Raw genomic sequence first — 23,089 nt, forward strand, 5'->3', positions numbered from 1 at the left:
ATAGGCAATCGGCCTCGACTGGACTCGCCGTTTTCGGACATGTTCCTGCACCCCCTGGCTCGATGCATGCAGTCCTCCACTAGAATCGTCCACGCTTTCCGCAGGCATTGCGCAATGCCTGCACCAGCGCCTCCCAGCGCATCACCTCCGTTCGATACCTACTTCCCCATGAGCCAGCAATGGAAGAGCCTGGACCCGCGCACGCTGCCCGGCCATCTGGCGCGGCGACTGCAGCAGTTGGCCGTGGCCTTGTTCAGCGAGGAGGTGGCGGAGCTGGCCCTCACGCCCGTGCAGTATTCGGCGCTGCACGCCATCTGCCAGCAGCCGGGCATCGACCAGAAGACGCTGGCGCAGTCCATCAGCTATGACGCGGCCACCATCGGCGGGGTGATCGACCGGCTGGAGGCGCGCGGCCTGGTGCTGCGCAACATGAGTCCGCAAGACCGCCGCGTGCGACTGATCAGCCCGACGGACGAGGGCCTGCGCATCCTCAAGGCGGTGATCCCGCGCGTGCTCACGACGCAGGAGCGGCTGGTGGAGCCGCTTTCGGCGGCCGAGCGCAAGGAACTGATGCGCCTGATGGTCCTGATCATAGAAGCCCAGGCCGAGCTCAGCAGCACGCCGGCGCGGGACTGAGCGTCTTCTTTTGCTGGTTTCCCTGGTGCCTGGCCAGTCGGTTCATGGCAGGGGCGCGCAGGTCTGAACAGGTTGCGAGGACTTGGATTGCCCTCTTGACGAGATGTGGACAGCATGCATATAGTATGTATACATATTAATTTTGCTCGGTACGGCCGGGCCTGTCTGGAGACCTGCCATGCAATTCCACCTCGACGGCTTTCGCGCCGGTGACCCGCACATCCATCCCGCTTCCCCCCTGGCATTGCCACACACCGAGGCCGTGCCGGCCCAGGTGGACGTGCTCATCGTGGGCTGCGGCCCGGCGGGGCTGACGTTGGCCACGCAACTGGCGGCCTTCGCGGACATCCGCACCGCCATCGTCGAGCAGAAGGAGGGGCCGCTAGAGAAAGGGCAGGCCGATGGCATCGCCTGCCGCACCATGGAGATGTTCGAGGCCTTCAATTTCTCCGAGCGGGTGTTGAAGGAGTCTTGCTGGATCAACGAGGTGACGTTCTGGAAACCCGACGCGCAGCGGCCGGACCACATCGTGCGCCACGGCCGCGTGCAAGACACCGAGGACGGCCTGTCGGAGTTCCCGCACGTGGTGTTGAACCAGGCCCGCGTGCACGACTTCTACCTGGAGACCATGCGCCATTCCCCCAGCCGCCTGGAGCCGCACTATGGACGCAAGCTGGTGGATGTGACGGTGGACCCGGCCGCGGCGGACTACCCGGTCACGGTGACGCTGGAGCGCGTGGATGCCGCGCACGCTGGTCAGCGCGAGATGGTGCGCGCGCGTTATGTGGTGGGTTGCGACGGCGCACGCAGCGCCACGCGCGCGGCCATCGGCCGTGAACTGGTGGGCGAGGCCGCGCACCAGGCCTGGGGCGTGATGGATGTGCTCCCCGTGACGGATTTTCCGGACATCCGCCACAAGGTGGCCATCCAGTCGCATGAGGGCAGCCTGATGATCATCCCGCGCGAGGGCGGACACCTCGTGCGCTTCTACGTGGAAATGGACAAGCTGGGCGAGGACGAACGCGTGGCCCAGAAGCAGATCACGGTCGAGCATCTGATCGGCGCGGCCCAGCGCATCTTCCAACCCCACCGGCTGGACGTGAAGGAAGTGGCCTGGTGGTCGGTGTACGAGATCGGTCACCGCATCTGCAACAAGTACGACGACGTGCCCGCGGGGCGCGAGGCGGCGCAGTTGCCGCGCGTCTTCATCGCGGGCGATGCCTGCCACACGCACAGTCCCAAGGCGGGCCAGGGCATGAACTTCTCCATGCAGGACACCTTCAACCTGGGCTGGAAGCTGGCCGCCGTGCTGCGTGGCCTCTGCCCGCCTTCGCTGCTGCACAGCTACAACGCCGAACGCCAGACCGTGGGCCAGCAATTGATTGACTTCGACCGCGAGTGGGCAGCGATGATCAGCGAGAAACCCGCCTCGGAGGAGGCCGCTCCCGACACGGGCGGTGGGAGTGGCAAGGGCGGTGGCGTGGACCCCAAGGAGTTCCAGAAGTACTTCGAGCAGCATCTGCGCTTCACCGCGGGCATGGGCACGAAATACAAGCCGTCGCTGCTCTGCGGCGATGACGCCCACCAGTCCCTGGCCACCGGCTTCGAGGTCGGCACCCGATTCCACTCGGCCGAGGTCTTGCGCATCACCGACGCCAAGGTGGTGCACCTGGGCCATGCGGGCAAGGCCGACGGGCGCTGGCGCCTCTACGCCTTCGGGGGCCAGAACGATGCCGTGGATGACAAGTCGGGTGTGCGTGCGCTCTGCCGGTTTCTCGAGACTTCCCCCGATTCACCGGTGCGCCGCTACACGCCCTCGGGGCAGGACCCGGACGCCGTGTTCGACCTGCGCGCCATCTTCCAGCCCAGTCACCGTGACCTGGCCATCGAAACCATGCCCACGCTCTTGTGGCCGCGCAAGGGGCGCCACGGCCTGCGTGACTATGAAAAAGTGTTCAGTGCGCAGATCAAGCCCGGCCGTACCGCGCCGGACATTTTTGACCTGCGCGGTGTGGACCGCACCCAGGGCGCGCTGGTGGTGGTGCGGCCCGATCAGTACATCGCGCTGGTGCTGCCATTGGCCGCTCACGCGCAGCTGGCGGCGTTCTTCGCGGGGTTCATGCGGCCAGCCGCCTGAGCACGGGCGGCTCCTGCAGGGCACTCGGCCCCGCATAGGTTGTCGAAAGTCTGGGCGCGCTGGCCGCCGCAACCGCCTGATCCGAGGGCAGGCGGAAGCTGGCCACGGTGCGCACCAGGGTCTGCGCTTTTTCGTGCAGGCCACGCGCGGAGACCGACATCTCTTCCACCATGGCCGCGTTGTCCTGCGTGACCCGGTCCATGAAGACGATGGCTTCGCTCACCTGCGTGACACCGATGCTCTGTTCCTTGCTGGCGTTGGCAATTTCTTCCACCACGGCGGTCACCTCACGGATGCTGCTCACCATGAGGTCCATGGTCTGGCCAGCGGTTTCCGCCAATTGCGTTCCTTGCGTGATCTGCGCCACGCTGCTGGTGATCAGCGATTTGATTTCCTTGGCTGCCTCCGCGCTGCGGCCGGCGAGGCTGCGTACTTCGCTGGCCACTACCGCGAAACCGCGCCCCTGCTCGCCGGCGCGCGCGGCTTCCACGGCCGCGTTCAAGGCCAGGATGTTGGTCTGGAAGGCGATGCCATCGATCACGCCAATGATTTCAGAGATCTTGCGCGAGCTCTGGTTGATGCCCTGCATGGTCTGCACCACTTGGCCCACCACTTCGCCCCCGTTCATCGCGACCGTGTGGGCCTGCCGCGCCAGCTCGTCGGCGCGCCCCGCGTTGTCGGCGTTCTTGCGCACCGTTGCGCCAAACTGTTCCATGGCGGCGGCGGTCTGCTCCAGCGAGCTGGCCTGGCTTTCGGTGCGTGAGGCCAACTCAGCGTTGCCGCCCGCGATTTGCTCGGAGGCCAGCGACACTTCACGAGCTTCTTCCCGCACCGTGGCGACGATGCCTCGCAGGCCCTGTTGCATGCGCGCGATCGTGGCCAGGACGCTGCGCTGATCACCCTCCCGAACCGCGAGCGCGGCGGACAGGTCGCCGGCCGCCACGGTGCTGACCAAGTTGCGCATCTCGACCGGTTCCGCGCCCAGGTCGCGTCGCAGATTGCGCTCGATCAGCAGTCCGGCGGTGATCGCGAGGGCGATCGCCGCGACGCAGACGGCGATCAGCAGCGCACGTTGACGTTCATAGGACTGGCGCGCGGCGGCCACGCGTTGGTCCGCGCGCTCCGCCGTGAACCGGGCGTAGCCGTCGGTGGCCTGGATCAAACGCGCCAGCAAGGGGCGGCATTCCTCGTTCATCTTGCGGATGGCTTCCTCGCGTTGGCCACGCACGGCCAGATCCACGATGTTCAGGGCGACTGGCGCGTACAGGGTTTCGATGGCCACGATGTCGTCGATGAATCGACGCGCCTGTTCCGACGCCTCCGGGTCCCTTCCCAACTCGGCTAGGCGTCGCAGCGCCTCGGTGGCCTCTTGATGCGATTGCTGTGCGATGCGTTGTTCTCCAGCGATTTCCTCGGGCCGGGTGATGAGAACGAGGTTGCGGGCCGCGATGGCGCGCTGGTCGACTGCGGCGCGCACCTGGGCCGCCGTGAGTGCGCGTGCGTTGATGCCGGTGAGGTAATTGTCGAAGCGGGCGTTCGCCTCGGAGAGCAGGTAGATCGCGAGCCCGATGGCCAGCAGAACGACGCCCACCACCGAGCCGAAAGCCAGCATGAGTTTGTAGCGTATGGTCATGAAGTCGATGAAGAGGGGTGGAAAAAAGAGAGGCCGGAATGAAGCGGGTTCACCGGGCGCCGGGCTTTGCGAGCAGCATGTGCACGTCGCCGAGGGCGCGTTCCTCGAAGCCGCCTTCACAGTAGCAGAGGTAGAAATCCCACATGCGGATGAACGTGTCCGTATAACCGAGTAGGCGCACCTCGCCCAGACGGGCCATGAAGCGCTCTCGCCAGTGACGCAGCGTGGTCGCGTAGTGCGGTCCGATGTCGTCGAGCTGTACCAGCTTCATGTCGGTCTTGGCCGTGATGGCGTTGAGCAGGGCCGTGATGGATGGGATGGTGCTGCCCGGGAAGATGTGGCGCTGGATGAAATCCACCGACTTGCGCGCCGCCTCGTAGCGCTGGTCGGCGATGGTGATGGCCTGCAGCAGCATCAACCCATCGTCCTTGAGCAGGCGCGCGCACTGCGCGAAATAGGTGCCGTAGAACTGGTGGCCCACGGCCTCGATCATCTCCAGAGACACCAGCTTGTCGTACTGACCTTTCAGATCGCGATAGTCCTCCAGCAGCAGAGTGATGCGATCCTGCAAACCGGCGGCCGCCACGCGTTCACGCGCCAGCTCATACTGCTGGCGCGAGATCGTGGTGGTGGTCACGCGGCAGCCATAGTGCTGGGCCGCGTGGATGGCCATGCCGCCCCAGCCGGTGCCGATTTCGAGCAGGTGGTCATCCGGCCCCAACTTGAGGTGCCGGCACACCCGATGCAGCCGGGCTTGCTGGGCCTCTTCGAGCGTGGACTGCGGCGTCTCGTAGTAGGCGCAGGAATACATCAGGCTCGGGTCGAGGAAGAGGGCAAAGAAGTCGTTGCCCAGGTCGTAGTGCGCCGCGATGTTGCGGCGCGAGCCGCTGCGCGTGTTGCGATTGGTCCAGTGCAGGGCTTTCTGCAGCGGCGCGGTCAGCCGGGCAAGGCCACCTTCCATGCCGTCGAGCACCTCCCGGTTCTGCAGCAGGATGCGCATCAGGCCTGTCAGGTCGTCGCAGCGCCAGTAACCTGCCATATAGGCTTCGCCCGCGCCAATGGAGCCTCCGAAGGCCAGTTCGCCCCAGAAACGCGGGTCCAGCACGTCGAGCTGCACGCTCATGGGGCAGTGCGCGCTGGGCGAGCCGTAGTCCGTGCGTTGGCCCCGCTCGATCAGGCTCACGCGGCCATGCCGGAGTTGCGCCAGGCGCGCACGCACGCCACGCTCGGCCAAGCCGTCGAGGAAGTGCGGTTTGGGGGTGTGGCCGGCGATGGAAGAAGGCCCGCTGGCGGGGGCGGTGTTCGCGACGGTGTTCATGGCTTGGGCTCCTGCGGGGAGGTGGCGCTCGCCGGGGTGGGTTCAGGCGCGCGTTTGCTTGGATGGGTGTGGAAGGGCGTGCGCTTGAGCCACAGCCTGAGCGCCTGCCAGTGGATGCCGACGATCACTTGCGCGGTCATCAGCGGGAAGAACAGGAGCACGCGCGCGAGGCTGGCGCTGGTGATGGCCTGACGCTCCAGGGCCAGCGTGGCATCGAAGACCTTCTCGCCCGCCTGCAGGTTCTCCATGTGCACCGAGAGCGTCTGGCTCGGCGTAGAGAAGCGCCAGTCGTAGTCCTGCGCCATGGGCATGAAGGGCGAAACGTGGAAGTCCTTGGCGAAGCGGTGGCGATGCACATCGACTCGCGCCGCTTGCCCGTCCTGGGGCAGCACGTAGCTGTGCCGTTCTTTCCAGGGCGTGTTGGTGATCTCGGCGACGATGGTCTCCACCCGCGTGTCGGCCGCGTCGTGGACGTAATAGAACGTCACCGGGTTGAAGACATAACCGAAGTAGCGCAGGTGCGTGAGCATGCGGATGGGGCCGTTCGGACGCTGACCTGTGACCTGGGCCACGCGCTGGCGCACGGCCTCGTCCAGTGGCTGGGCCGGGTCGCCCAGGTAGTCCGCGCGTTTGAAGCGGGCCAGGGCCAGGCGACGGGTGGACCAGAACCAGCGCCCCGCGAACGCGCGGTCCAGCTCGGCCAGGTCCAGGTAGACCATGTAGAGGCCATGGCGGAATTCATGTGCGTGAGGCTGGAAGCGGCGATGCCGCACGTGTCCCACGTAGAGCGCGCTATACATGGCCGCGTGCCTTGAAATGTTGCAGCGCGGCCAGGGCGCTGACCACACCGTCCTCGTGGAAGCCGTAGCGCCAGTAGGCACCGCAGTAATAGGTGTTCAGCGGGCCGTTGATCTCGCCTTGGCGCGCTTGCGCGGCCACCCCGGCACGGGTGTAGAGCGGATGTTCGTAGGGGATGCGCTTGATCACCTTGGCCGGGTCGATGGCGTCGCCATGGTTGAGCGTGACCAGCACTGGCGAGGGCGTGTCCAGCGATTGCAGGATGTTCATGTTGTAGGTCAGCGCGACCCGGCCCGTGTCCTGGGGTAGCACGTGGTAGTTCCACGCGGCCCAGGCCCGGCGCGCGCGCGGCAGCAGTCGCATGTCGGTGTGCAGCACCGCCTCATTGGGCTGATAGCGGATGGCGCCCAACACCTCGCGCTCGGCCGCGCTGGGGTCGGCCAACAGACGCAGGGCCTGGTCGCTGTGGCAGGCCAGGAAGACCGCGTCGTAGCGCTCGGCCGTCTGGCCCTGCGCCTGCACCCAGGCATGGTCACCTTCGCGGCGGATCGACTGCACTGGCGTGTTCAGGCGGATCCGGTCGCGAAAGGGGGCCACCAGGGCTTCGACGTACCGCGCGGAACCGCCCCGGATCACGCGCCACTGTGGGCGTTCGTTGACCGAGAGCATGCCGTGGTTGTGGAAGAAGCGCACGAAGTAGCGGGCCGGGAAGGCCAGCATGTTCACCGGGTCGGTGGACCAGATGGCCGCGCCCATGGGCACGACGTAATGGTCGATGAAGTTGCGCGTGTAGCGCCCCCGTTCCAGGTAGTCACCCAGCGTGATGTCCTCGGCGCTGTCCTGCAGCAGGGCCGGCGCTTCGCGGTTGAAGCGCAGGATGTCACGGATCATGCGCAGGAAGGCGGGGCGCAGCAGGTTGCGCCTTTGCGCGAACAAGGTGTTGAGCGTGGTTCCGTTGTATTCCAGGCCGCTGCGTTCGTCGCGCACCGAGAAGCTCATGCTGCTGGGCTGCGAGGCCACGCCGAGTTCGTCGAGCAGGGCGATGAAGTTCGGGTAGGTCCAGTCGTTGTAGACGATGAAGCCCGTGTCCACCTGATGGCGGACGCCGCCCAGCTGAATGTCATGGGTGTGGGTATGGCCACCGACATGGGCGCCGGCTTCGTACACCGTGATGTCATGTCCGCGCGCAAGATGGTGCGCGACCACGTTGCCGGCGATGCCGGTGCCGACGATGGCGATCCTCATGCCGGGCCCCCCGGTTGGTCTTCGGGGTTCGAGGGGGCCGTACGGCCTCCCGCGCGAATGGCCTCGGGCACGGGCCGCAGGTCGCGGATCAATCCCAGCACCGCCAGCGCGCGCAGGCCGCAATAGGTGAGGTCGATTTCCCACCAGTAAAAGCCCTGGCGTGCCGAGCCGGGGTAGCGGTGGTGGTTGTTGTGCCAGCCTTCGCCGAAGGTGAGCAGGGCCAGCCAGAAGTTGTTGCGCGAGGTGTCACGCACGGCGTACCGCCGGCTGCCGACCTTGTGCGCCATCGAATTGACCAGAAAGGTCGCGTGGTAGAGCGCGACGGTGGAAACGCAGAACCCCCAGACCAGCAGCATGGGTCCGTCCGTGCCCAGCGCGGGCCAGGCGGTGGCCAGCCATTCGCCTGTGCCGTAGAGGCCCAGGGCGAGCAGCAGGGGCACGAGCACGTCGAAACGATCCAGGAAGCGAAGCTCGGGATAACGCGCCAGGTCGGGGACCTGGGCCACGCGCGTGGCGAAGTTCTCCCGTGCGAGGAACCAGCCCATGTGGGACCACAACAAGCCGTGTTGGCGCGGGGAATGCGCATCGGTCTCGCGGTCGGCGTGCGCGTGGTGGTGCCGGTGGTGCGATGCCCACCACAGCGGGCCGCGCTGGACCGCGCTCGCGCCGAGCACGGCGAAGACCAGTTGCATGGCGCGCGAAGCGCGGAAGGCCTTGTGCGAGAAGTAACGGTGGTAGAAGCCCGTGATGGCGAACATGCGCAACGCGTAGAGCGCCACGGCCACGGCCAGCGCGGTTGGGCTCACGCCCGTCCAGAAGGCGGCCAGGCAAGCCAGATGCAGGCCAATGAAGGGCAGCACGCGCAGCCAGTCGATGCGGCGCGTGGGCTTGCCGTTGGGAAGGGAGGGATCAGCGACGGAGTTGTTGTCGAACCAGGCTAGCAAGCTGCGCATCACTGCTCCTTGGCCGAAGGCCAGTGCTGCGGCACCTTTTGCAGCTGGTTGACGTCGTAGCCTAGCGCGCCGACGTGGCGCACCAGGGTAGCGTAATCAGTGTCCGAAATCGAGGGTGTGCGCGCCATGATCCAGACATAGTCACGCGCCTGGCGCGCAATCACGGTCTGGCTGTAGTCCGGGTTCAGGAAAGTGATGCGGTAGTCGGCCTTGATGGGCCACACGAACTGCATGCCCCACAAGGCATTGCTCGAATCCTGCACGAAACCGCGCGGGTGGTAGACCTTCTCGGCACCGTCGAAACCGTCGGCGCGGAAGCGGAAGGTTGTGGCGATGCTGCCGTCCGTGTCCAGGCGGTAGCTTTCAACGGCGTTGTGCGCGCCCCGTTCGATGAAGGTGGGGATGTTGGCGATGACGTACCAGTCGCCCATGAAGCGTGGCAGGTCTACCTGGGTCACTGTCGGCATGGGGGTCGCGGGGCTGGTCTGGCAGCCGGACAGCGTGCCGACGAGGCCACTCAGGCCAAGTATCGCGAGGAAGGGGATGAGTCGTTGCAGCATGGTCGTGTCGGGTGGTGAAGCAATTGAATTGCCTGGTCAGAAGCGCTGGTAGCGCAGGGTTCGGCCGCCGGTGACGCGGGATTCGAGTTGCACCCAGTCGTCGGCGCCGTCGTACCAGAGGTCGATCTGCAGATCCTCGCCGCGCAACGCATAACGGCGCGCACTCGTGGGCGTGCCGAGCACGGTCAGCGTCTCCGTGCCCCGGGGCTCGATGCGCACGTCTTGCCAGAGCCCAGTCTGACTGTTCAGCAGCCGGGTCTGCTGGCGCATGCGCGGGTTCCAGTAGGCGAAACTCATCACGCAGCCCGTCATCTGTTCCTGGCCCTTGGGGCCGTCCACCGCGAAAGCCTCTGCGCGACGTTCACCCCGCACCGCCAGGATGTCGCCGTTGTCGTCGGTGCGAGCTTCGATGCGCGTCAGACAATCACCTTGCCAGCGCTCACGGGCCTCGTGGGCGTAGCGGTAGGCATTGAGGAAAAGAAAGCGGACCGTGAAGCGTGCCTCGCTGCGCACCTCGCGCTCGCCACGCTGGGGCTCGTCACTGACGCGAAAGCTGTGGGTACCAACCTCGTCGTCGTCGAGCAGCACGCGGAATTGCCAGACGCGTTCACTGGCCCAAGCCGTGGTGGAGCCAAGCCCGAACCCGAACGCGAGGGGTATCGCGATCAGGCTGCCTCGCAAGCAAGCCCTGAGCCCGTGGGCCAGTCTCGCCGGCGTCGTTGAGTGGCCCGGCCTGCGCGGCAAGGAGCCGTGGTTCATGCGCGCTCCTTCGGGAACCAGGGCAGGAAAGCGTTGGTGCGCCGGATGTAGTCGGCGTAAGCGGGCCGGCGCTCGGTGATGTCCTGCTCCAGCAGGGCCACGCCCGACACCTTGAGCAGCAGCAAGGTCATGAGCAGTGGGGCATACACGGTCCACCAGCCACCGGCCGGGATGGCGATCAGGAAAAAGCCCCACCACAGCAAGGCCTCGCCGAAGTAGTTGGGGTGGCGGGTGTAGCGCCACAGACCGGTGTCCAGCACGCGACCCCGCTGAGTCGGATCGCTCTTGAAGCGGGCGAGCTGCGCATCGCCCACGGTTTCGAAGAACATGCCGAGCAGCCAGGCGATGGCGCCCAGGGCGTCCACCCAGCCCAGGGGCGCGGGGCTGGCCAGGGCGGTGAACAGGGGCGCGGCGATGATCCAGGCCAGCAGCACCTGCAGGCCGAAGACCAGGTACAGGCTCTTGAAGGCGAAGCCCGGCTCATTGCGCGCGCGGATGACCTGATAGCGGTGGTCTTCGGGCTGACCCCAGTTGCGCCAGGTCAGGTAGATCGAGAGGCGCAAGGACCAGACCAGCAAGAGGCCGAGCAGCAGCAGGGCGCGGGGTCCCGGGCTGGTCAGGCCAGTCTGGGCAATCACATGGACCCAGGCACCGAGCAGAAAGAACAGCGACCAGAGGCTGTCGACGATGCTCACGTCGCGCCGGGCCAGGCTGAGCAGCCAGCCGGCGATGCCCAGCAGACTCATGGCGAGCAGGGCCCAGAGGGCGGCATTCCAGTCAAACATGGGAAGTCTCCAGAGTCGTGGGAGGCGTGATCGCACGAAAGCCGTCGAGGCGGCGCGCGATCAGGCACAGAAGGGGCGTGATGAGGGCCCAGCCGATGGCCAGCAGGGGCAGGGCGAGGTTGCTGTCGGGCAGGGACAGGGCACCAAGCCTGGCGCCGGCCAGATAGGCCAGTGGCCCACCCACTGCGCCCAGGATGGCGGCGCCCAGCAGGTGTTGCTTGAGCCAGGCCAGGCTGACGTTGAGTGTCGTGGCGAACAACACCCACAGCGCGACCATCCAGTGCGCGGCCGTGCCCTCGATCAGCACGCCGTTGGCGAAACGCACCAGACCGCTGGCGGCGAGCGCGGAATCCCAGAGCGCGCCCACCAGGGCCGCGATCAGGACCAGTCCGAACTCGGGACGCGCGTCGTCCGCGCGGCTCAGGTGCCAGGCCAGGGCCAGCAGTGCAAAGGCCGTGCCGGCCCAGGGCCAACCTCGGGCCGCGCCGAGCACGCAGACCAGCCAGCCGGTCTGATAGATCAGGAAGTTGATGAGCTTGCGCACGGGGGCCTCTGGGTCAGGAACATGGGGGTATCGGTGGCGTGAATGCGGGTCGTTGTGTCTTGGTGGGGGGGCGGCGTTCGCAGCCTCAGGCATTGGGGCGTTCGAACAGGTAGTGGCTGACCCACCACTGCTGACCGTTCTCGTAGCCAAACAACTCCGCGCAAGCCATGAAGAAAATGCGCCAGCGCTGGAACCACTGGGCAGCCTGCTTCGGGCCGTAGGTCGCGGCCAGCACCGGCAAGACCTCGGCGCGCCGGGCATCAATGTTGCGCAGCCAGGCATTGGCGGTCTTCTCGTAGTGCGTGCCGTCCCAGCGCCAGCGGCGCAGCAGTCGCAGGTCGCGCTGGAAATGCAGGGCCATGTCGTCGCTGGGCATCATGCCGCCGGTGAAGAAGAACTGGCTCATCCAGTCGCTCTCGTCGCGCACCTCGAAGGCGTAGGGCACGGCGCGGTGCACGAAGACATGCATGAAGAAGCGCCCTCCCGGCAGCAGCCACCCGTGCACGCGGCGGAAGATTTCGTCCCAATTGCGCATGTGCTCCAGCATCTCGACCGAGACCACGCGGTCGTACTGCTCCGGCGCAGCGAAGTGGTTCATGTCCTTGGTGATCACGGTCACGTTGTCGAGCTTGCGGCGCAGTGCCTCGGCCATGATGTGTTCGCGCTGGGAGTTGGAGTTGGACACCGCCGTGATGCGTGCGTGCGGGTAATGCTCGGCCATCCACAGCGTGAGCGAGCCCCAGCCGCAACCCAACTCCAGGATGCGCTGGCCATCGGCCAGATCGGCGTGTTCGCAGGTCGCCGCCAGACCGCGCGCCTCGGCGTCGTCGAGGGTGTGCACGCCTTCGGGCCACCAGGCCGAACTGTATTTGCGGTGCTTGCCCAGGGCATGGCGGAAGAACTCGGCCGGCACTTCGTAATGCTGGGCGTTGGCGGCTTCTGGCACCAGGGCCACGGGCAGGTGGGGCAGGGCCGCGATGAAGCGCGCCGCGTGTTCAGCACCGGCCTCGGCATCGTCGGCCTCAATCTCCCGCAGGCGCTCGCCCGTGAGACGGCGGATGCCGTATCGGATCAGGGCGTCGGGCAGATGGCCCTGTTCGGCCCAGCGCAGTGCGAGGGACACTGGCGCGTTCGAGGGCGGTGCGTTCCGGGTCAGGGCGGTCATGGGTTTACTCCGAAGGATTGAGGGTGAGGTGCAACTGGCGCAGCCCGCGGGTGATGTCCGTGCCCAGGGGGATGGCGCCTGCGGCGCGCAGTTCGTCGTGCTGATGCACCGAGGTCGGGCCACCGACGAAGACCGGGATGGCCGCGTCGCGCAGGAGGGTGGGCAAGGCTTCGGCGTACAGCGACGCGGGCGCCTCGATCGAGCCCGACAGCACGATGCCGGCGGCCTGGGTGCGCTGCGCGGCGTAGGTCAGTTGGTCCAGTGGCATGTTGGCGCCGAGCAGGACCATGCGGTAACCCTGTTCGTGCGCGGCCAGCGCGAACAGCAGCAGGCCGATTTCATGGTGTTCACCGGGCAGGCAGGCCGCCACCAGCTTGGGGCCGACCACGGCGCGGCTGCGGTGGTGCAGGCGCGCGCCCAGTTTGATGCGCATGTACATGCCGAAGAAATGCTCTTCCGCAATGCCGCCCGGGTGGTTGTCCCAGCGCTGGCCCAGGTCCACCAGCAGGGGCAGCAGCAGCTTGGCCGTGACTTGCTCGATGGCATGCACCGCCAGCAATTCGTTGTACAGCGTCTCGAGCCGTGTTTCGTCGAAGCGGGAGATGGCGTCCACCATCTGCGCGCGCGCGCGGACCCAGGGACCTTCGTCGGCGGCGGGTGGGGACGGCGAACGCGCTTGCGCGGCCAGGGCCTCGCGCACATGGCCGATGGCCACGCCCGAATCCACCAGGGACAGGATGCGGCGCACCGCGTCGATGTCGGCTCGGGTGTAGACCCGGTGCCCCGTCGCCGTCCGCGTCGGGCGGATCAGCCCATGGCGGCGCTCCCAGGCGCGCAGGGTGATCGGATTCACACCGGTCAGCGTGGACACGGTGCGGATCGGAAAGAACTCCTGGGCGGTGACGTCTTGCGACGGATCAGTCGGCATGCGTATCTTGTACAAAAGTTGTACATAATTTATACGAATACCGATTCATCAGGATGTTTTGGGGATATTTTTTAAATAATCTATACAAAACCAGTGCAAATATGGATGTAAACCCAGTATTTTGGTGATGACAGCAAGGCGCTTGTACAGCGCTTGCTCAGCGGTGGGCAGGCAGGGACAGGCCTCCGCCTATCGAGGGTGCCGCATCTTTCCGTCTTGGGTCGGCGCAGGCCGCTCGATGGGCCTCGGGCTGGTTCAGTCCAGTGAGGCGCTCCAGCGCTCGCCCCAGTTGCTGGAATCGGCCTGCGGCCCGCCGCGCTCACGGTCGAGCTGGCGGCGGTCGCGTTTGGTGGGGCGGCCCTGGGCCAGCGAGAGCGCGGGCTCGGCCGCCAGGCGGTGCTGCTCGGCAGCGGCCGCGCGGTGCGCGATGGACTCGGGGGTCTCTTCGTAAAGCAGGGCCGCCACCGGGGCCGGACCGCGTTGCGCACTCAGGGCCCGCACGAGCACCGTGCGCTCCATCGCACCTTGGCGCAGTTCCACCATGTCGCCGGGCCTGAGTTCACGCGCGGGCTTGGCAACCTGGCCGTTCACGCGCGCGCGGCCTTTGCCGATTTCCTCGGCGGCCAGGGACCGGGTCTTGTAGAAGCGCGCGGCCCAGAGCCATTTGTCCAGCCGCATTGTGTTCATCCCCGTGCGTTCGGACGCAGAAGGATCGACGGTGGACGCGGGACGATGGACTGGCATGTGTGCAGTGGCGTTGCTGCGCGCGATTCTAGGCCCGCCATGAGCGCAGTGACAGGTCCGACCGTGATCCGAGTGTGCGCTGTGCCGGGGTGCCCCCGCGCATGCGATTACGTACAACTACGCAGGGCAGGAAAACCCTCTGAGTTGCTCGCATGAAGCTCCACACAATGCGGCGGCGCAGAAGGCGCGGTCTCGACCGGCATGCCGTATCGATGGTTCGCGCCCGCAGACCCGACCACAACAAGCACGAGAGGAGACTTCCATGCAACGACGCACGTTCGCAGCGGTGGCAACACTGCTGGCCACTCTGTTGGCCGTACCTGCCTTCAGTCAGTCCGGCGAAATACGCATCGCCCAGATCCACAGCAAGACGGGTCCGCTGGAGGCCTACGCCAAGCAGAGCAATGTGGGCCTCATGATGGGCTTGAGCTACGCGACCGGTGGCACCATGACCGTGGCCGGCAAGAAGATCGTGGTGATCGAGAAGGACGACCAGGGCAAACCCGATGTGGGCAAGAGCCTGCTGGCCGCGGCCTATGCCGACGACAAGGTGGACATCGCCATCGGCCCGACCGCCTCGCCCGTGGCGCTGGCCATGCTGCCCGTGGCCGAGGAATACCAGAAGATCCTGCTGGTGGAGCCCGCCGTGGCCGACTCCATCACCGGCGACAAGTGGAACCGCTACATCTTCCGCACGGGCCGCAGCAGCAGCCAGGACGCCGCCGCCAACGCCATCGCCCTGGACGCGCCGGGCAACGTGATCGCCACCCTGGCCAATGACAACGCCTTCGGCCGCGACGGCGTGAAGGCCAGCAAGGACTTCATCAAGAAGGCCAAGGTGGTGCACGAGGAGTATTTGCCCGTGGGCACGACGGATTTCACAGCCGGTCTGCTGCGCATCGTGGACCAGCTCAAGAACGAGAAGGGCCGCAAGTTCATCTCCGTCATCTGGTCGGGCGCACCCACGCCCTTCCCGAAGATCGCCGAGATGGACCTGAAGAACCGCTACGGCATCGAACTCGCCACAGGCGGCAACATCCTGCCCGCCATGGTGGCCTACAAGCAGTTCCCCGGCATGGAAGGCGCGCTCTATTACTACTTCGGCATTCCGAAGAACCCGGCCAACGACTACCTGGTCAAGGAGCACCAGAAGCAGTTCAACGCGCCGCCGGACTTCTTCACCGCCGGTGGCTTCTCCGCCGCGATGGCCGTGGTGACGGCGCTGAAAAAGACCAACGGTGACGCGAGCGCCGAGAAGCTGATCGCCGCCATGGAAGGCATGAGCTTCGACACGCCCAAGGGCAAGATGACCTTCCGCAAGGAAGACCATCAGGCTCTGCAGAGCATGTACCACTTCCGCATCAAGGCCGATCCGGCCTACGCCTGGGGCGTGCCCGAGCTGGTGCGCGAGATCAAGCCCGAGGATATTGACTTGCCCATCCGCAACAAGCGCTGAGCGCTCGATCTGACGAACACGCGCCCGGCGTTTGCCGGGCGCTTCTTTTGCGATCCATGCTGCAAACAGAAAACCTCACCGTCCGCTTCGGGGGCCACGTCGCGGTCAACGCCGTGTCCTGCGCCTTCGCGCCCGGCACGCTGACCGCCATCGTCGGCCCCAACGGGGCGGGCAAGACCACGTACTTCAACTTGATCTCGGGCCAGATCCCGGCCAGCGCGGGGCGTGTGCTGCTCAACGGGCAGGACCTCACGCCGCTGCCCGCGCCGCTGCGCACGCGCGCAGGTCTGGGCCGTGCTTTCCAGTTGACCAATCTGTTCCCCAAGCTCAGCGTGCTGGAGAACGTGCGGTTGGCCGTGCAGGCCAAGGCAGGGGCGGGGCTGGACTTCTGGCGTATCTGGAGCGATCGGCGCGATCTGCTTCGAAAAGCGGAGCAGATTCTGGAGACGGTGGCCTTGACCGCGCAGCGCGACGCAAATGCTGCCAGCCTGCCACACGGTGACCAGCGCAAGCTGGAAGTGGCCCTGCTGATGGCGCTGGAGCCGCGCGTCTTCATGTTCGACGAGCCCACGGCAGGCATGAGCGTGGACGAAGCCCCCGTCATCCTGAACCTGATTCGCCAGATCAAGCAGGACACATCCAAGACCATCCTGCTGGTGGAGCACAAGATGGACGTGGTGCGGGAGCTGGCCGACCGCATCATCGTGCTGCACAACGGCGAACTGGTGGCCGATGGGCAGCCGGCGACGGTGATCGCCTCGCCCATCGTGCAACAAGCCTATCTGGGTATCAACCCCGAGGAAGAGACCGCCTGAGATGCCCGAACCCTTGTTGAAGCTCGATGGCGTGCACACGCACATCGGGGCCTACCACATCCTGCACGGCGTCGACCTCGTCGTGCCCGAGAACGAGCTCACTATGCTGCTGGGCCGCAATGGCGCGGGCAAGACGACCACGCTGCGCACCATCATGGGCCTGTGGCGCGCCAGTGCAGGCCGCATCACGCTGGCGGTGAATCAAGACAACACGCGGCGCGTGTTGGACATCACTGAATGGCGGACGCCGGACATCGCGCGGGGCGTCGGCTCCGGCGGCGTGGCCTACGTGCCCGAGAACATGGGCATCTTTTCCGACCTCAGCGTGAAGGAAAACCTGCTGCTGGCCGCGCGCGCCGCGCGCACGGTGGATGACATCGACACGGCCCGGCTGGAGTGGATCTTCGGTTTCTTCCCCGCGCTCAAGAAGTTCTGGCTGCACCCGGCGGGCAAGCTCAGTGGCGGTCAGAAACAGATGCTGGCCGTGGCCCGCGCCATCATCGAGCCACGTCAATTGCTGCTGATCGACGAACCCAGCAAGGGCCTGGCGCCCGCCATCGTCCAGAACATGATCACGGCCTTCAAGGAACTCAAGGCCGCGCGGACCACCATCCTGCTCGTGGAGCAGAACTTCCATTTCGCGCGCCAGCTGGGCGACAGCGTGGCCGTGATGGACGACGGGCGCGTGGTGCACAGCGGCAGCATGGCGGCGCTGGCGGAGGATGAGGCCTTGCAGGCGCGTTTGCTGGGCTTGTCACTGGGGGCGCACGGATGAAAGTGCTGAAAGACTTTGACTGGAAGCCGTTGGCCCTGGTGCCCGTGCTGGCTCTGTTCGCGCTGCCGGCCATCGGCAGCCCCTCAACTTGGCTCACGCTGACGGTGGCGGGCCTGGCGATGGGCCTGATCATCTTCATCATCGCCTCGGGGCTGACCCTGGTCTTCGGTCTGATGGACGTGCTCAATTTCGGCCATGGCGTCTTCATCGCACTGGGCGCATTCGTCGCCGTGTCGGTGCTGGGGGCATGGGGAGCTATGTGCAGGCCGACAGCCTGTGGCTGAATCTGATGGCCCTCCTGCCCGCGATGCTGATTGCCATGGCCGTGGCGGGCACGCTGGGCTGGGCCTTCGAGCGCATCATCGTGCGGCCGGTCTACGGCCAGCATCTGAAGCAGATCCTCATCACCATGGGCGGCATGATCATCGGCGAGGAACTGATCAAGGTCATCTGGGGGCCGCAGCAGATCGCGCTGCCGCTGCCACCGGCCTTGAGCGGCGTGCTCTATGTGGGCGACGCGGCGGTCGAGAAGTTCCGCCTGCTTTGCGTGCTCGTGGGCCTGGCGGTGTTCTCGGCCCTGGCCTGGACGCTGAACCGCACCAAGATCGGCCTGCTGATTCGCGCGGGCGTGCAAGACCGTGAAATGGTCGAGAGCCTGGGCTACCGCATCCAGCGTCTCTTCATTGGCGTCTTCGTCGCGGGCAGCGCGCTGGCGGGCCTGGGCGGCGTGATGTGGGGCCTGTACCAGCAGAGCGTGACGCCGCAGATGGGCGCCCAAGTCAATGTGTTGATCTTCATCGTCATCATCGTCGGCGGGCTGGGGTCCACGCTGGGGGCCTTGATCGGTGCCTTGCTCGTGGGTCTGATGGCCAATTACACCGGCTTTCTGGTGCCCAAGGTGGCGCTGTTTTCCAACATCGCCTTGATGGTCGCCATTCTGTTGTGGCGGCCACAAGGCGTTTATCCGGTCACCAACAGATGAAACACCCCCAGGCTACGCGCCTCGTTGGGCGCTTCGCTACCCCCTCAAGGGGACGCTCCCAGCGGCCTGGCAAAGCCAGCTCCGCGGGAGCCTTGGCCTTGAGATGGCTCAGCACGGCCTGGATGTGCGCTGAGAGAAATGGTTTGAAATGCTGACACGTATTCTGTCCAAGGACCTGCCGCGCAGCCGCGTGCTGGCGGTGCTGCTCATCGTGCTGGTGCTGGGTCTGGCCTTCGCGCCCTTTCTCGTGCCGGGTGTCAAGGCGCTGAACGTTGCGGCCAAGGTGCTGGTCTTCATTGCCCTGGTGGCGAGCTTCGACCTGCTGCTGGGCTACACCGGCATCGTGAGCTTCGCGCACACCATGTTCTTCGGCATCGGCGCCTATGGCGTGGCCATCGCCTTCACGCGCCTGGGCGCGAACTGGACGGCCCTGGCCGCGGGCCTGGCCGGCGCCTTGTTCGTCTCGCTGCTGCTGTCCTTGCTGATCGGCCTGTTCTCCTTGCGGGTCAAGGCCATCTTCTACGCCATGATCACGCTGGCCGTGGCCTCGGCCTTCCTGACGCTGGCCTCGCAGCTTTCGGAGTTCACGGGCGGAGAGGATGGCCTGAGCTTCCGTGTGCCGCAGCTGCTGACGCCGGGCTTTCGCCTGTTCGAATCGGACCTGCTGGGTGTGGCGGTCAACGGCCGCATCGTCACCTACTACCTGATCTTCCTGATGGTGGCGCTGATGTTCCTGGCCCTGCTGCGCATCGTCAACTCGCCCTTTGGCCGGGTGCTGCAGGCCATCCGCGAGAACGATTTCCGCGCCGAGGCCTTGGGTTATCGCACGGTCATCTACCGCACCTTGTCCAACATGATCTCGGCCGGTTTCGCCACCCTGGCGGGTTGCCTGCTGGCGCTCTGGCTGCGCTACAACGGGCCGGACACATCCCTGTCCTTCGAGATCATGCTGGACATTCTGCTCATCGTCGTCATCGGTGGCATGGGCACGCTGTACGGCGCCATCGTCGGCAGCACGATCTTCCTGCTCGCGCAGAGTTATCTGCAGGACGTGCTCAAGGCGCTGGGTTCGGTGATGGAAGGCTGGCCGCTGCTGCCCGCCATCTTCACGCCCGACCGCTGGCTGCTCTGGCTGGGTCTGCTCTTCGTGCTCTCGGTCTATTACTTTCCGACCGGCATCGTGGGCCGGCTGCGGGAACGGGCCAGCCTGCGTGCCATGTTGAACGCCCCGAAGGACAAGCCATGACCCAGCCTAGCTCCAACTACCTGCGCTGCGAAGGGCGTGAGATCCATTACATGGATTGGGGCACGGACAACGCGGACCGCAAGGGCACGGTGATCGCCTGGCACGGGCTGGCGCGCACGGGCCGCGACATGGATGAATTGGCCGGTCATCTGGCCGCGAACGGCTACCGCGTGATCTGCCCGGACACGATAGGCCGGGGCCTGAGCCAGTGGAGCCCGAAACCGCTGGAGGAATATTGCCTGGCCTTCTACGCCAGGCTGGCAGTCTCGCTGGCCGACCAGCTTGGCTTGCAGCAGTTCCATTGGGTGGGCACCTCGATGGGCGGCGCCATCGGCATGGTTTGCGCGGCCGGCCCCCTGCGAGGGCGCATCACGCGCCTCGTGCTCAACGACATCGGCACCGAGCTGGCCGAGGCCGCGGAGCAGCGCATCCGCTCCTATGCCGGCAACCCGCCGGCCTTTGACACCGTGAGCGAGCTGGAGGCCTACTTCCGCACCATCTACAAGCCCTATGGCTGGATCAGCGACGCGCAATGGCGCCGCATGGCGGAGACCTCGGTCCGTCGCCTGCCCGATGGCCGTGTGATGCCGCACTACGACCCGGCCATGGCCGGGCAGTTCATCCACCATCCGGACGACTACAAGCTGCATGACGCGTACGCGCGCATCGAGGCGCCGGTGCTGCTGGTGCGCGGCGAGTCCTCCGACCTGCTCTTGCCCGAGACCGTGGCGGCCATGCGCCAGACCGGCCCCGGCCGGGCCGGGCGCCTGCAGGTCATTGAAGTACCGGGTTGCGGACACGCGCCCGCGCTCAACACACCCGAGCAATACGCCTGGGTGGAGCAGTTCCTGCTCTGATTCTTTAGTCCAGGCCCGTCTTGCCGACGGCCCAATGCGGTTTGACGGTCTGCGTGGCGTCGATGCCCGCCGCGCGCAATTGCGCGCGCACCGTCTGGATCGATTGCGCCTGCCCCGTGAGGACCAGCTCGATCGTTTCGCTCAAGCCCGGGCTCATGCCGCTCAACTGCCGGAGTGCCGCACGCAGCGCCTCGGCGGTCCGGGGCAGATGCGCGCCATCCCGCTGACGTTCGATCAGCACGGCCCGCTCCAGGCCCAGCGTGGCGAGCACAGTCTGAGCGGCAGCAACGTCGCTCACTTCAAAGACGGCAAGACTGTCGGCGAAGCTTTGCGCCATCAATGCGATGCCGAACGAGGTTTCGTCACCGAAGACCGCCGTGCGAACGCGCCCCTCGGCCAGCCGCGCCGCACGGCGCGAAGGCTCGGGGCCAAAAACCTGCACGGCATCGCCCGCGCGGACGGTTGATCCCCAGGCCGAGCCCGGGCCTTGACCGTGCAGATGCAGCAAGGTTTCGGCTTGGCCCGTGGCCGAATCCAGCGAGAGCAGCGTGTAGGTGCGCAGTTCCGGGCCGGGCTGCGCGATGCGGAAGTTGGAGCCTGGCTCAAAGCGCTTGCCCCGCCAGGCTGGAATCTCGAGCGTGATGCGGCGGTAAGCGAGCGCGGGGGTCTGCACCCGGGTGACATGGCCATCCTCGAACAGCAGGCGGCCGAGGATCTGCGTGATCAGTTGCTTGGGTGTTGCCATGAACCCAGCATAAGCGGCTGGTGTATCGCCTTGGTAAAGCGTGGCTGTCGAGTGCGCGGGTCGGATTCGTGGCTGTGGGTATAGTCTCCCCGCCTCAGAACCAAAAGGAACAAGATGAGTTCGACGACGCGCCTGACGATCTACGGCATCCAGGCTTCACGGGCCTTGCGCCCGCTGTGGGCGGCGACCGAGTTGGGTCTGCCTTTCGAGCATGTGCAGACCGACTACCGCCAGGGCTACACCCGCACGCCGGAGTTCCTGGCGCTCAACCCCAACGGGCGCGTGCCGGTGGTGGTGGACCATCGGCCCGAGAGCGAAGGCGGTGACATCGTGATCTGGGAAAGCATGGCCTGCGCGCTCTACATCGCGCGTTATCACGGCACGGTAGGCGGCAAGGCCGATGGCACCACGATTGCACCCGCCACGCCGCGCGAGGACGCCGAGGCCCTGCGCTGGTCCTTCTGGACCATGACGGAAGTGGAGAAGGACGCGCTCACCGTGCTCATGCACCGCCTGAGCATGCCCGAGCCCCAGCGCAAGCCCGAGCTGGCCGACCAGGCCGAGCGCCGCCTGCACGTGCCGCTGCGCGTGCTGGAAGCACATCTGGCGCGGCAGCAAGCCCAGGGCGAGGCCCACATCGCCGCCGACCGTTTCACCGTGGCGGATTTGTGCGTGGCGAGTGTGCTGTTGTGGGTGCGGGCGACGCGCTCGTTGATGGACAACTTTCCGGTGACGAGTGCCTGGCTGAAGGGATGTCTGGCTCGGGAGGCGTACCAGGCGCTGAAGAAAAAGGCGGCCTAAAGGTCGCGCGCGATGCTCAAATCTTGAGCTTTTCCAGTTTCTTCAGAAGGGCTGGGAACTCTTCCTGGATGAAGTTCCAGAGGACATCGTCATCGATGCGTGCCGAGGTAGGCGTGGGTGAGTCGATTGCGGGTCGCGATGATCATGCTCCGACCTGTTGCGGAGCGTTCAAGGTTTTTCAGCACAAATCCTGGTCAAACCCACCCTCCCAGATGCCGTTGCGTAAGCCGCCCCAAGGCCTCGATCCACGCCGCCTCGTCATTCAAGCAAGGGATGTAGCGGAACGCCTGCCCGCCTGAGGTCAAGAAGGCTTCACGCACCTCCTGGTCGATTTCTTCCAGCGTTTCGATGCAGTCGCTGGTGAAGCCGGGGCAGGCGATATCCACGCGCTGCACGCCCGAGCGGGCCAGGGCCATGACTGTGGGCTCGGTGTAGGGCTGCAACCACTTCGCCGCGCCGAAGCGCGACTGGAAGGTGACGAGGTATTGATCGGGTGTGAGTCGCAGCGCTTCGGCCAGCAGCCGTGCCGTGGTCTGGCATTCGTCGTAATACGGGTCACCCAGGGTGCGGTTGCGCTCGGGCAGGCCGTGGAAGCTGAGCACGAGCTTGCCGGTTCGGCCGTCCGGACGGCCATGTTGCTGCCAATGCGCGTCGATGCGCTGGGCCAGGGCACCGATGTAGCCGGGGTCGTCGTGGTAGCGGTTGACGAAGCGCAGTTCGGGCAGGGAGCGGATCTTGCTCGTCCAGTGCGCCACCGCATCGACCACGCTGGCCGTGGTGGTGCCGGAATACTGCGGGTAGGCCGGCAGGATGAGGATGCGCTGCACGCCCTCGGCCTGCAGGGCGTCGAGTTGCTGGGCGATGGAGGGCGAGCCGTAGCGCATGGCATAGCGCACCGTCAGGTCCGGGTTGCCGGCTTGGAGCTTCTCGTTCAGGGCGATGGCCTGCCGTTCGGTCCAGATCCGCAGGGGCGAGCCTGATTGGTCGCCGTCCCGCATCCAGATGCTGGCGTACTTCTTCGCCGACTTGGCCGGGCGCACGCGCAGGATGATGCCGTGCAGGATGGGCCACCAGACGAAGCGGGGCAGTTCGACCACGCGCTGGTCGCTCAGGAATTCACCCAGATAACGCCGCAGCGCGGCGGGCGTTGGGGCATCGGGCGTGCCGAGGTTGCAGAGCAGGACGGCGGTCTTGGGAGTGGACATGG

The 23,089-nt window shown here is 66.1% G+C and carries 22 protein-coding genes and 1 pseudogene; 9 read left to right on the top strand and 14 right to left on the bottom strand.

Features of this window, described 5'->3' with window-relative positions; genetic code table 11:
• The first annotated feature begins 168 nt into the window (after nt 1–168).
• Together DW355_RS10115 and DW355_RS10120 are read left to right on the top strand one after the other, a co-directional pair.
• A complete protein-coding gene (locus DW355_RS10115; protein WP_131279786.1) occupies nt 169–636 on the top strand; it encodes a MarR family winged helix-turn-helix transcriptional regulator in 468 nt (155 codons plus the stop codon).
• A gap of 178 nt (nt 637–814) precedes the next feature.
• The gene (locus DW355_RS10120) at nt 815–2,773 is read left to right on the top strand and encodes an FAD-binding monooxygenase (RefSeq protein WP_131279788.1); all 1,959 of its coding nucleotides are present in this window, start codon (nt 815–817) and stop codon (nt 2,771–2,773) included.
• Here the strand turns inward: DW355_RS10120 and DW355_RS18390 are convergent.
• The 12 genes from DW355_RS18390 to DW355_RS10180 form a co-directional block, all read right to left on the bottom strand.
• On the bottom strand, nt 2,754–4,406 hold the full coding sequence (locus DW355_RS18390; RefSeq protein WP_131279790.1) for a methyl-accepting chemotaxis protein: 1,653 nt from the start codon (nt 4,404–4,406) through the stop codon (nt 2,754–2,756). The two genes, DW355_RS10120 and DW355_RS18390, sit on opposite strands and share 20 nt — an antisense overlap.
• A 49-nt stretch (nt 4,407–4,455) precedes the next feature.
• Entirely contained in the window at nt 4,456–5,724 is a 1,269-nt protein-coding gene (locus tag DW355_RS10130; RefSeq protein ID WP_131279792.1) for an SAM-dependent methyltransferase, read from the bottom strand.
• On the bottom strand, nt 5,721–6,524 hold the full coding sequence (locus DW355_RS10135; RefSeq protein WP_131279794.1) for a DUF1365 domain-containing protein: 804 nt from the start codon (nt 6,522–6,524) through the stop codon (nt 5,721–5,723). Before DW355_RS10135 ends, DW355_RS10130 begins: the two co-directional genes overlap by 4 nt.
• Nucleotides 6,517–7,767 (bottom strand): NAD(P)/FAD-dependent oxidoreductase, encoded by a 1,251-nt coding sequence (locus DW355_RS10140; RefSeq protein ID WP_131279796.1) that lies wholly within the window; start codon nt 7,765–7,767, stop codon nt 6,517–6,519. The genes DW355_RS10135 and DW355_RS10140 overlap by 8 nt, the downstream gene beginning before the upstream one ends.
• Nucleotides 7,764–8,720, bottom strand: a complete 957-nt coding sequence (locus DW355_RS10145; RefSeq protein ID WP_131279798.1) for an acyl-CoA desaturase — start codon at nt 8,718–8,720, stop codon at nt 7,764–7,766. The genes DW355_RS10140 and DW355_RS10145 overlap by 4 nt, the downstream gene beginning before the upstream one ends.
• Entirely contained in the window at nt 8,720–9,280 is a 561-nt protein-coding gene (locus DW355_RS10150) for a lipocalin family protein (RefSeq protein ID WP_131279800.1), read from the bottom strand. The genes DW355_RS10145 and DW355_RS10150 overlap by 1 nt, the downstream gene beginning before the upstream one ends.
• A 36-nt stretch (nt 9,281–9,316) precedes the next feature.
• The gene (locus DW355_RS10155) at nt 9,317–10,039 is read right to left on the bottom strand and encodes a DUF6134 family protein (protein WP_131279802.1); all 723 of its coding nucleotides are present in this window, start codon (nt 10,037–10,039) and stop codon (nt 9,317–9,319) included.
• A complete protein-coding gene (locus tag DW355_RS10160) occupies nt 10,036–10,824 on the bottom strand; it encodes a DUF1295 domain-containing protein (RefSeq protein ID WP_131279804.1) in 789 nt (262 codons plus the stop codon). The genes DW355_RS10155 and DW355_RS10160 overlap by 4 nt, the downstream gene beginning before the upstream one ends.
• The gene (locus DW355_RS10165) at nt 10,817–11,368 is read right to left on the bottom strand and encodes a DUF2878 domain-containing protein (protein WP_165493173.1); all 552 of its coding nucleotides are present in this window, start codon (nt 11,366–11,368) and stop codon (nt 10,817–10,819) included. The genes DW355_RS10160 and DW355_RS10165 overlap by 8 nt, the downstream gene beginning before the upstream one ends.
• A gap of 85 nt (nt 11,369–11,453) precedes the next feature.
• The gene (locus DW355_RS10170) at nt 11,454–12,533 is read right to left on the bottom strand and encodes an SAM-dependent methyltransferase (RefSeq protein ID WP_131279808.1); all 1,080 of its coding nucleotides are present in this window, start codon (nt 12,531–12,533) and stop codon (nt 11,454–11,456) included.
• A 4-nt stretch (nt 12,534–12,537) separates the two neighbouring features.
• The gene (locus DW355_RS10175) at nt 12,538–13,461 is read right to left on the bottom strand and encodes a MerR family transcriptional regulator (RefSeq protein WP_131279810.1); all 924 of its coding nucleotides are present in this window, start codon (nt 13,459–13,461) and stop codon (nt 12,538–12,540) included.
• A gap of 255 nt (nt 13,462–13,716) precedes the next feature.
• Nucleotides 13,717–14,139, bottom strand: coding sequence for an RNA-binding S4 domain-containing protein (locus DW355_RS10180; RefSeq protein ID WP_431733234.1), 423 nt, complete (start codon nt 14,137–14,139; stop codon nt 13,717–13,719).
• Between the two features lie 328 nt (nt 14,140–14,467).
• Between DW355_RS10180 and DW355_RS10185 the strand changes: the two genes are divergently transcribed.
• The 6 genes and pseudogenes from DW355_RS10185 to DW355_RS10210 all read left to right on the top strand — a co-directional run bounded on the left by DW355_RS10185 (nt 14,468) and on the right by DW355_RS10210 (nt 20,336).
• Nucleotides 14,468–15,661: a substrate-binding domain-containing protein gene (locus DW355_RS10185; RefSeq protein ID WP_131279814.1), complete on the top strand. Its 1,194-nt coding sequence runs from the start codon at nt 14,468–14,470 to the stop codon at nt 15,659–15,661.
• A gap of 56 nt (nt 15,662–15,717) precedes the next feature.
• Entirely contained in the window at nt 15,718–16,476 is a 759-nt protein-coding gene (locus DW355_RS10190) for an ABC transporter ATP-binding protein (protein WP_131279816.1), read from the top strand.
• 1 nt (nt 16,477) lies between these two features.
• Entirely contained in the window at nt 16,478–17,251 is a 774-nt protein-coding gene (locus DW355_RS10195; protein WP_131279817.1) for an ABC transporter ATP-binding protein, read from the top strand.
• A pseudogene (locus DW355_RS10200) lies at nt 17,248–18,233 on the top strand (branched-chain amino acid ABC transporter permease). The gene DW355_RS10195 and the pseudogene DW355_RS10200 overlap by 4 nt, the downstream one beginning before the upstream one ends.
• A gap of 148 nt (nt 18,234–18,381) precedes the next feature.
• Entirely contained in the window at nt 18,382–19,479 is a 1,098-nt protein-coding gene (locus DW355_RS10205) for a branched-chain amino acid ABC transporter permease (protein WP_131279819.1), read from the top strand.
• Nucleotides 19,476–20,336: an alpha/beta fold hydrolase gene (locus tag DW355_RS10210; RefSeq protein WP_131279821.1), complete on the top strand. Its 861-nt coding sequence runs from the start codon at nt 19,476–19,478 to the stop codon at nt 20,334–20,336. The genes DW355_RS10205 and DW355_RS10210 overlap by 4 nt, the downstream gene beginning before the upstream one ends.
• 4 nt (nt 20,337–20,340) lie before the next feature.
• On the opposite strand, the gene DW355_RS10215 is transcribed toward DW355_RS10210, so the two are convergent.
• A complete protein-coding gene (locus DW355_RS10215) occupies nt 20,341–21,081 on the bottom strand; it encodes a siderophore-interacting protein (RefSeq protein WP_131279823.1) in 741 nt (246 codons plus the stop codon).
• A gap of 114 nt (nt 21,082–21,195) precedes the next feature.
• On the opposite strand from DW355_RS10215, the gene DW355_RS10220 reads away from it, so the two are divergent.
• Nucleotides 21,196–21,882: a glutathione S-transferase family protein gene (locus DW355_RS10220; protein WP_131279825.1), complete on the top strand. Its 687-nt coding sequence runs from the start codon at nt 21,196–21,198 to the stop codon at nt 21,880–21,882.
• A gap of 194 nt (nt 21,883–22,076) precedes the next feature.
• On the opposite strand, the gene hemH is transcribed toward DW355_RS10220, so the two are convergent.
• Entirely contained in the window at nt 22,077–23,087 is a 1,011-nt protein-coding gene (gene hemH, locus DW355_RS10225) for a ferrochelatase (RefSeq protein ID WP_131279827.1), read from the bottom strand.
• Nucleotides 23,088–23,089: the final 2 nt, after the last annotated feature.

The organism is Hylemonella gracilis, assembly GCF_004328645.1.
GTDB classification, from domain to species: Bacteria; Pseudomonadota; Gammaproteobacteria; order Burkholderiales; family Burkholderiaceae_C; genus Hylemonella; species Hylemonella gracilis_B.

Coding starts and splice junctions, on each gene's coding strand:
- DW355_RS10220 (WP_131279825.1), top strand. CDS start 21,196: ATGAGTTCGACGACGCGCCTGACGATCTACGGCATCCAGGCTTCACGG.
- DW355_RS18390 (WP_131279790.1), bottom strand. CDS start 4,406: ATGACCATACGCTACAAACTCATGCTGGCTTTCGGCTCGGTGGTGGGC.
- DW355_RS10210 (WP_131279821.1), top strand. CDS start 19,476: ATGACCCAGCCTAGCTCCAACTACCTGCGCTGCGAAGGGCGTGAGATC.
- DW355_RS10145 (WP_131279798.1), bottom strand. CDS start 8,720: ATGCGCAGCTTGCTAGCCTGGTTCGACAACAACTCCGTCGCTGATCCC.
- hemH (WP_131279827.1), bottom strand. CDS start 23,087: ATGTCCACTCCCAAGACCGCCGTCCTGCTCTGCAACCTCGGCACGCCC.
- DW355_RS10190 (WP_131279816.1), top strand. CDS start 15,718: ATGCTGCAAACAGAAAACCTCACCGTCCGCTTCGGGGGCCACGTCGCG.
- DW355_RS10170 (WP_131279808.1), bottom strand. CDS start 12,533: ATGACCGCCCTGACCCGGAACGCACCGCCCTCGAACGCGCCAGTGTCC.
- DW355_RS10130 (WP_131279792.1), bottom strand. CDS start 5,724: ATGAACACCGTCGCGAACACCGCCCCCGCCAGCGGGCCTTCTTCCATC.
- DW355_RS10155 (WP_131279802.1), bottom strand. CDS start 10,039: ATGAACCACGGCTCCTTGCCGCGCAGGCCGGGCCACTCAACGACGCCG.
- DW355_RS10215 (WP_131279823.1), bottom strand. CDS start 21,081: ATGGCAACACCCAAGCAACTGATCACGCAGATCCTCGGCCGCCTGCTG.
- DW355_RS10205 (WP_131279819.1), top strand. CDS start 18,382: ATGCTGACACGTATTCTGTCCAAGGACCTGCCGCGCAGCCGCGTGCTG.
- DW355_RS10185 (WP_131279814.1), top strand. CDS start 14,468: ATGCAACGACGCACGTTCGCAGCGGTGGCAACACTGCTGGCCACTCTG.
- DW355_RS10180 (WP_431733234.1), bottom strand. CDS start 14,139: ATGCGGCTGGACAAATGGCTCTGGGCCGCGCGCTTCTACAAGACCCGG.
- DW355_RS10150 (WP_131279800.1), bottom strand. CDS start 9,280: ATGCTGCAACGACTCATCCCCTTCCTCGCGATACTTGGCCTGAGTGGC.
- DW355_RS10160 (WP_131279804.1), bottom strand. CDS start 10,824: ATGTTTGACTGGAATGCCGCCCTCTGGGCCCTGCTCGCCATGAGTCTG.
- DW355_RS10140 (WP_131279796.1), bottom strand. CDS start 7,767: ATGAGGATCGCCATCGTCGGCACCGGCATCGCCGGCAACGTGGTCGCG.
- DW355_RS10175 (WP_131279810.1), bottom strand. CDS start 13,461: ATGCCGACTGATCCGTCGCAAGACGTCACCGCCCAGGAGTTCTTTCCG.
- DW355_RS10120 (WP_131279788.1), top strand. CDS start 815: ATGCAATTCCACCTCGACGGCTTTCGCGCCGGTGACCCGCACATCCAT.
- DW355_RS10135 (WP_131279794.1), bottom strand. CDS start 6,524: ATGTATAGCGCGCTCTACGTGGGACACGTGCGGCATCGCCGCTTCCAG.
- DW355_RS10115 (WP_131279786.1), top strand. CDS start 169: ATGAGCCAGCAATGGAAGAGCCTGGACCCGCGCACGCTGCCCGGCCAT.
- DW355_RS10195 (WP_131279817.1), top strand. CDS start 16,478: ATGCCCGAACCCTTGTTGAAGCTCGATGGCGTGCACACGCACATCGGG.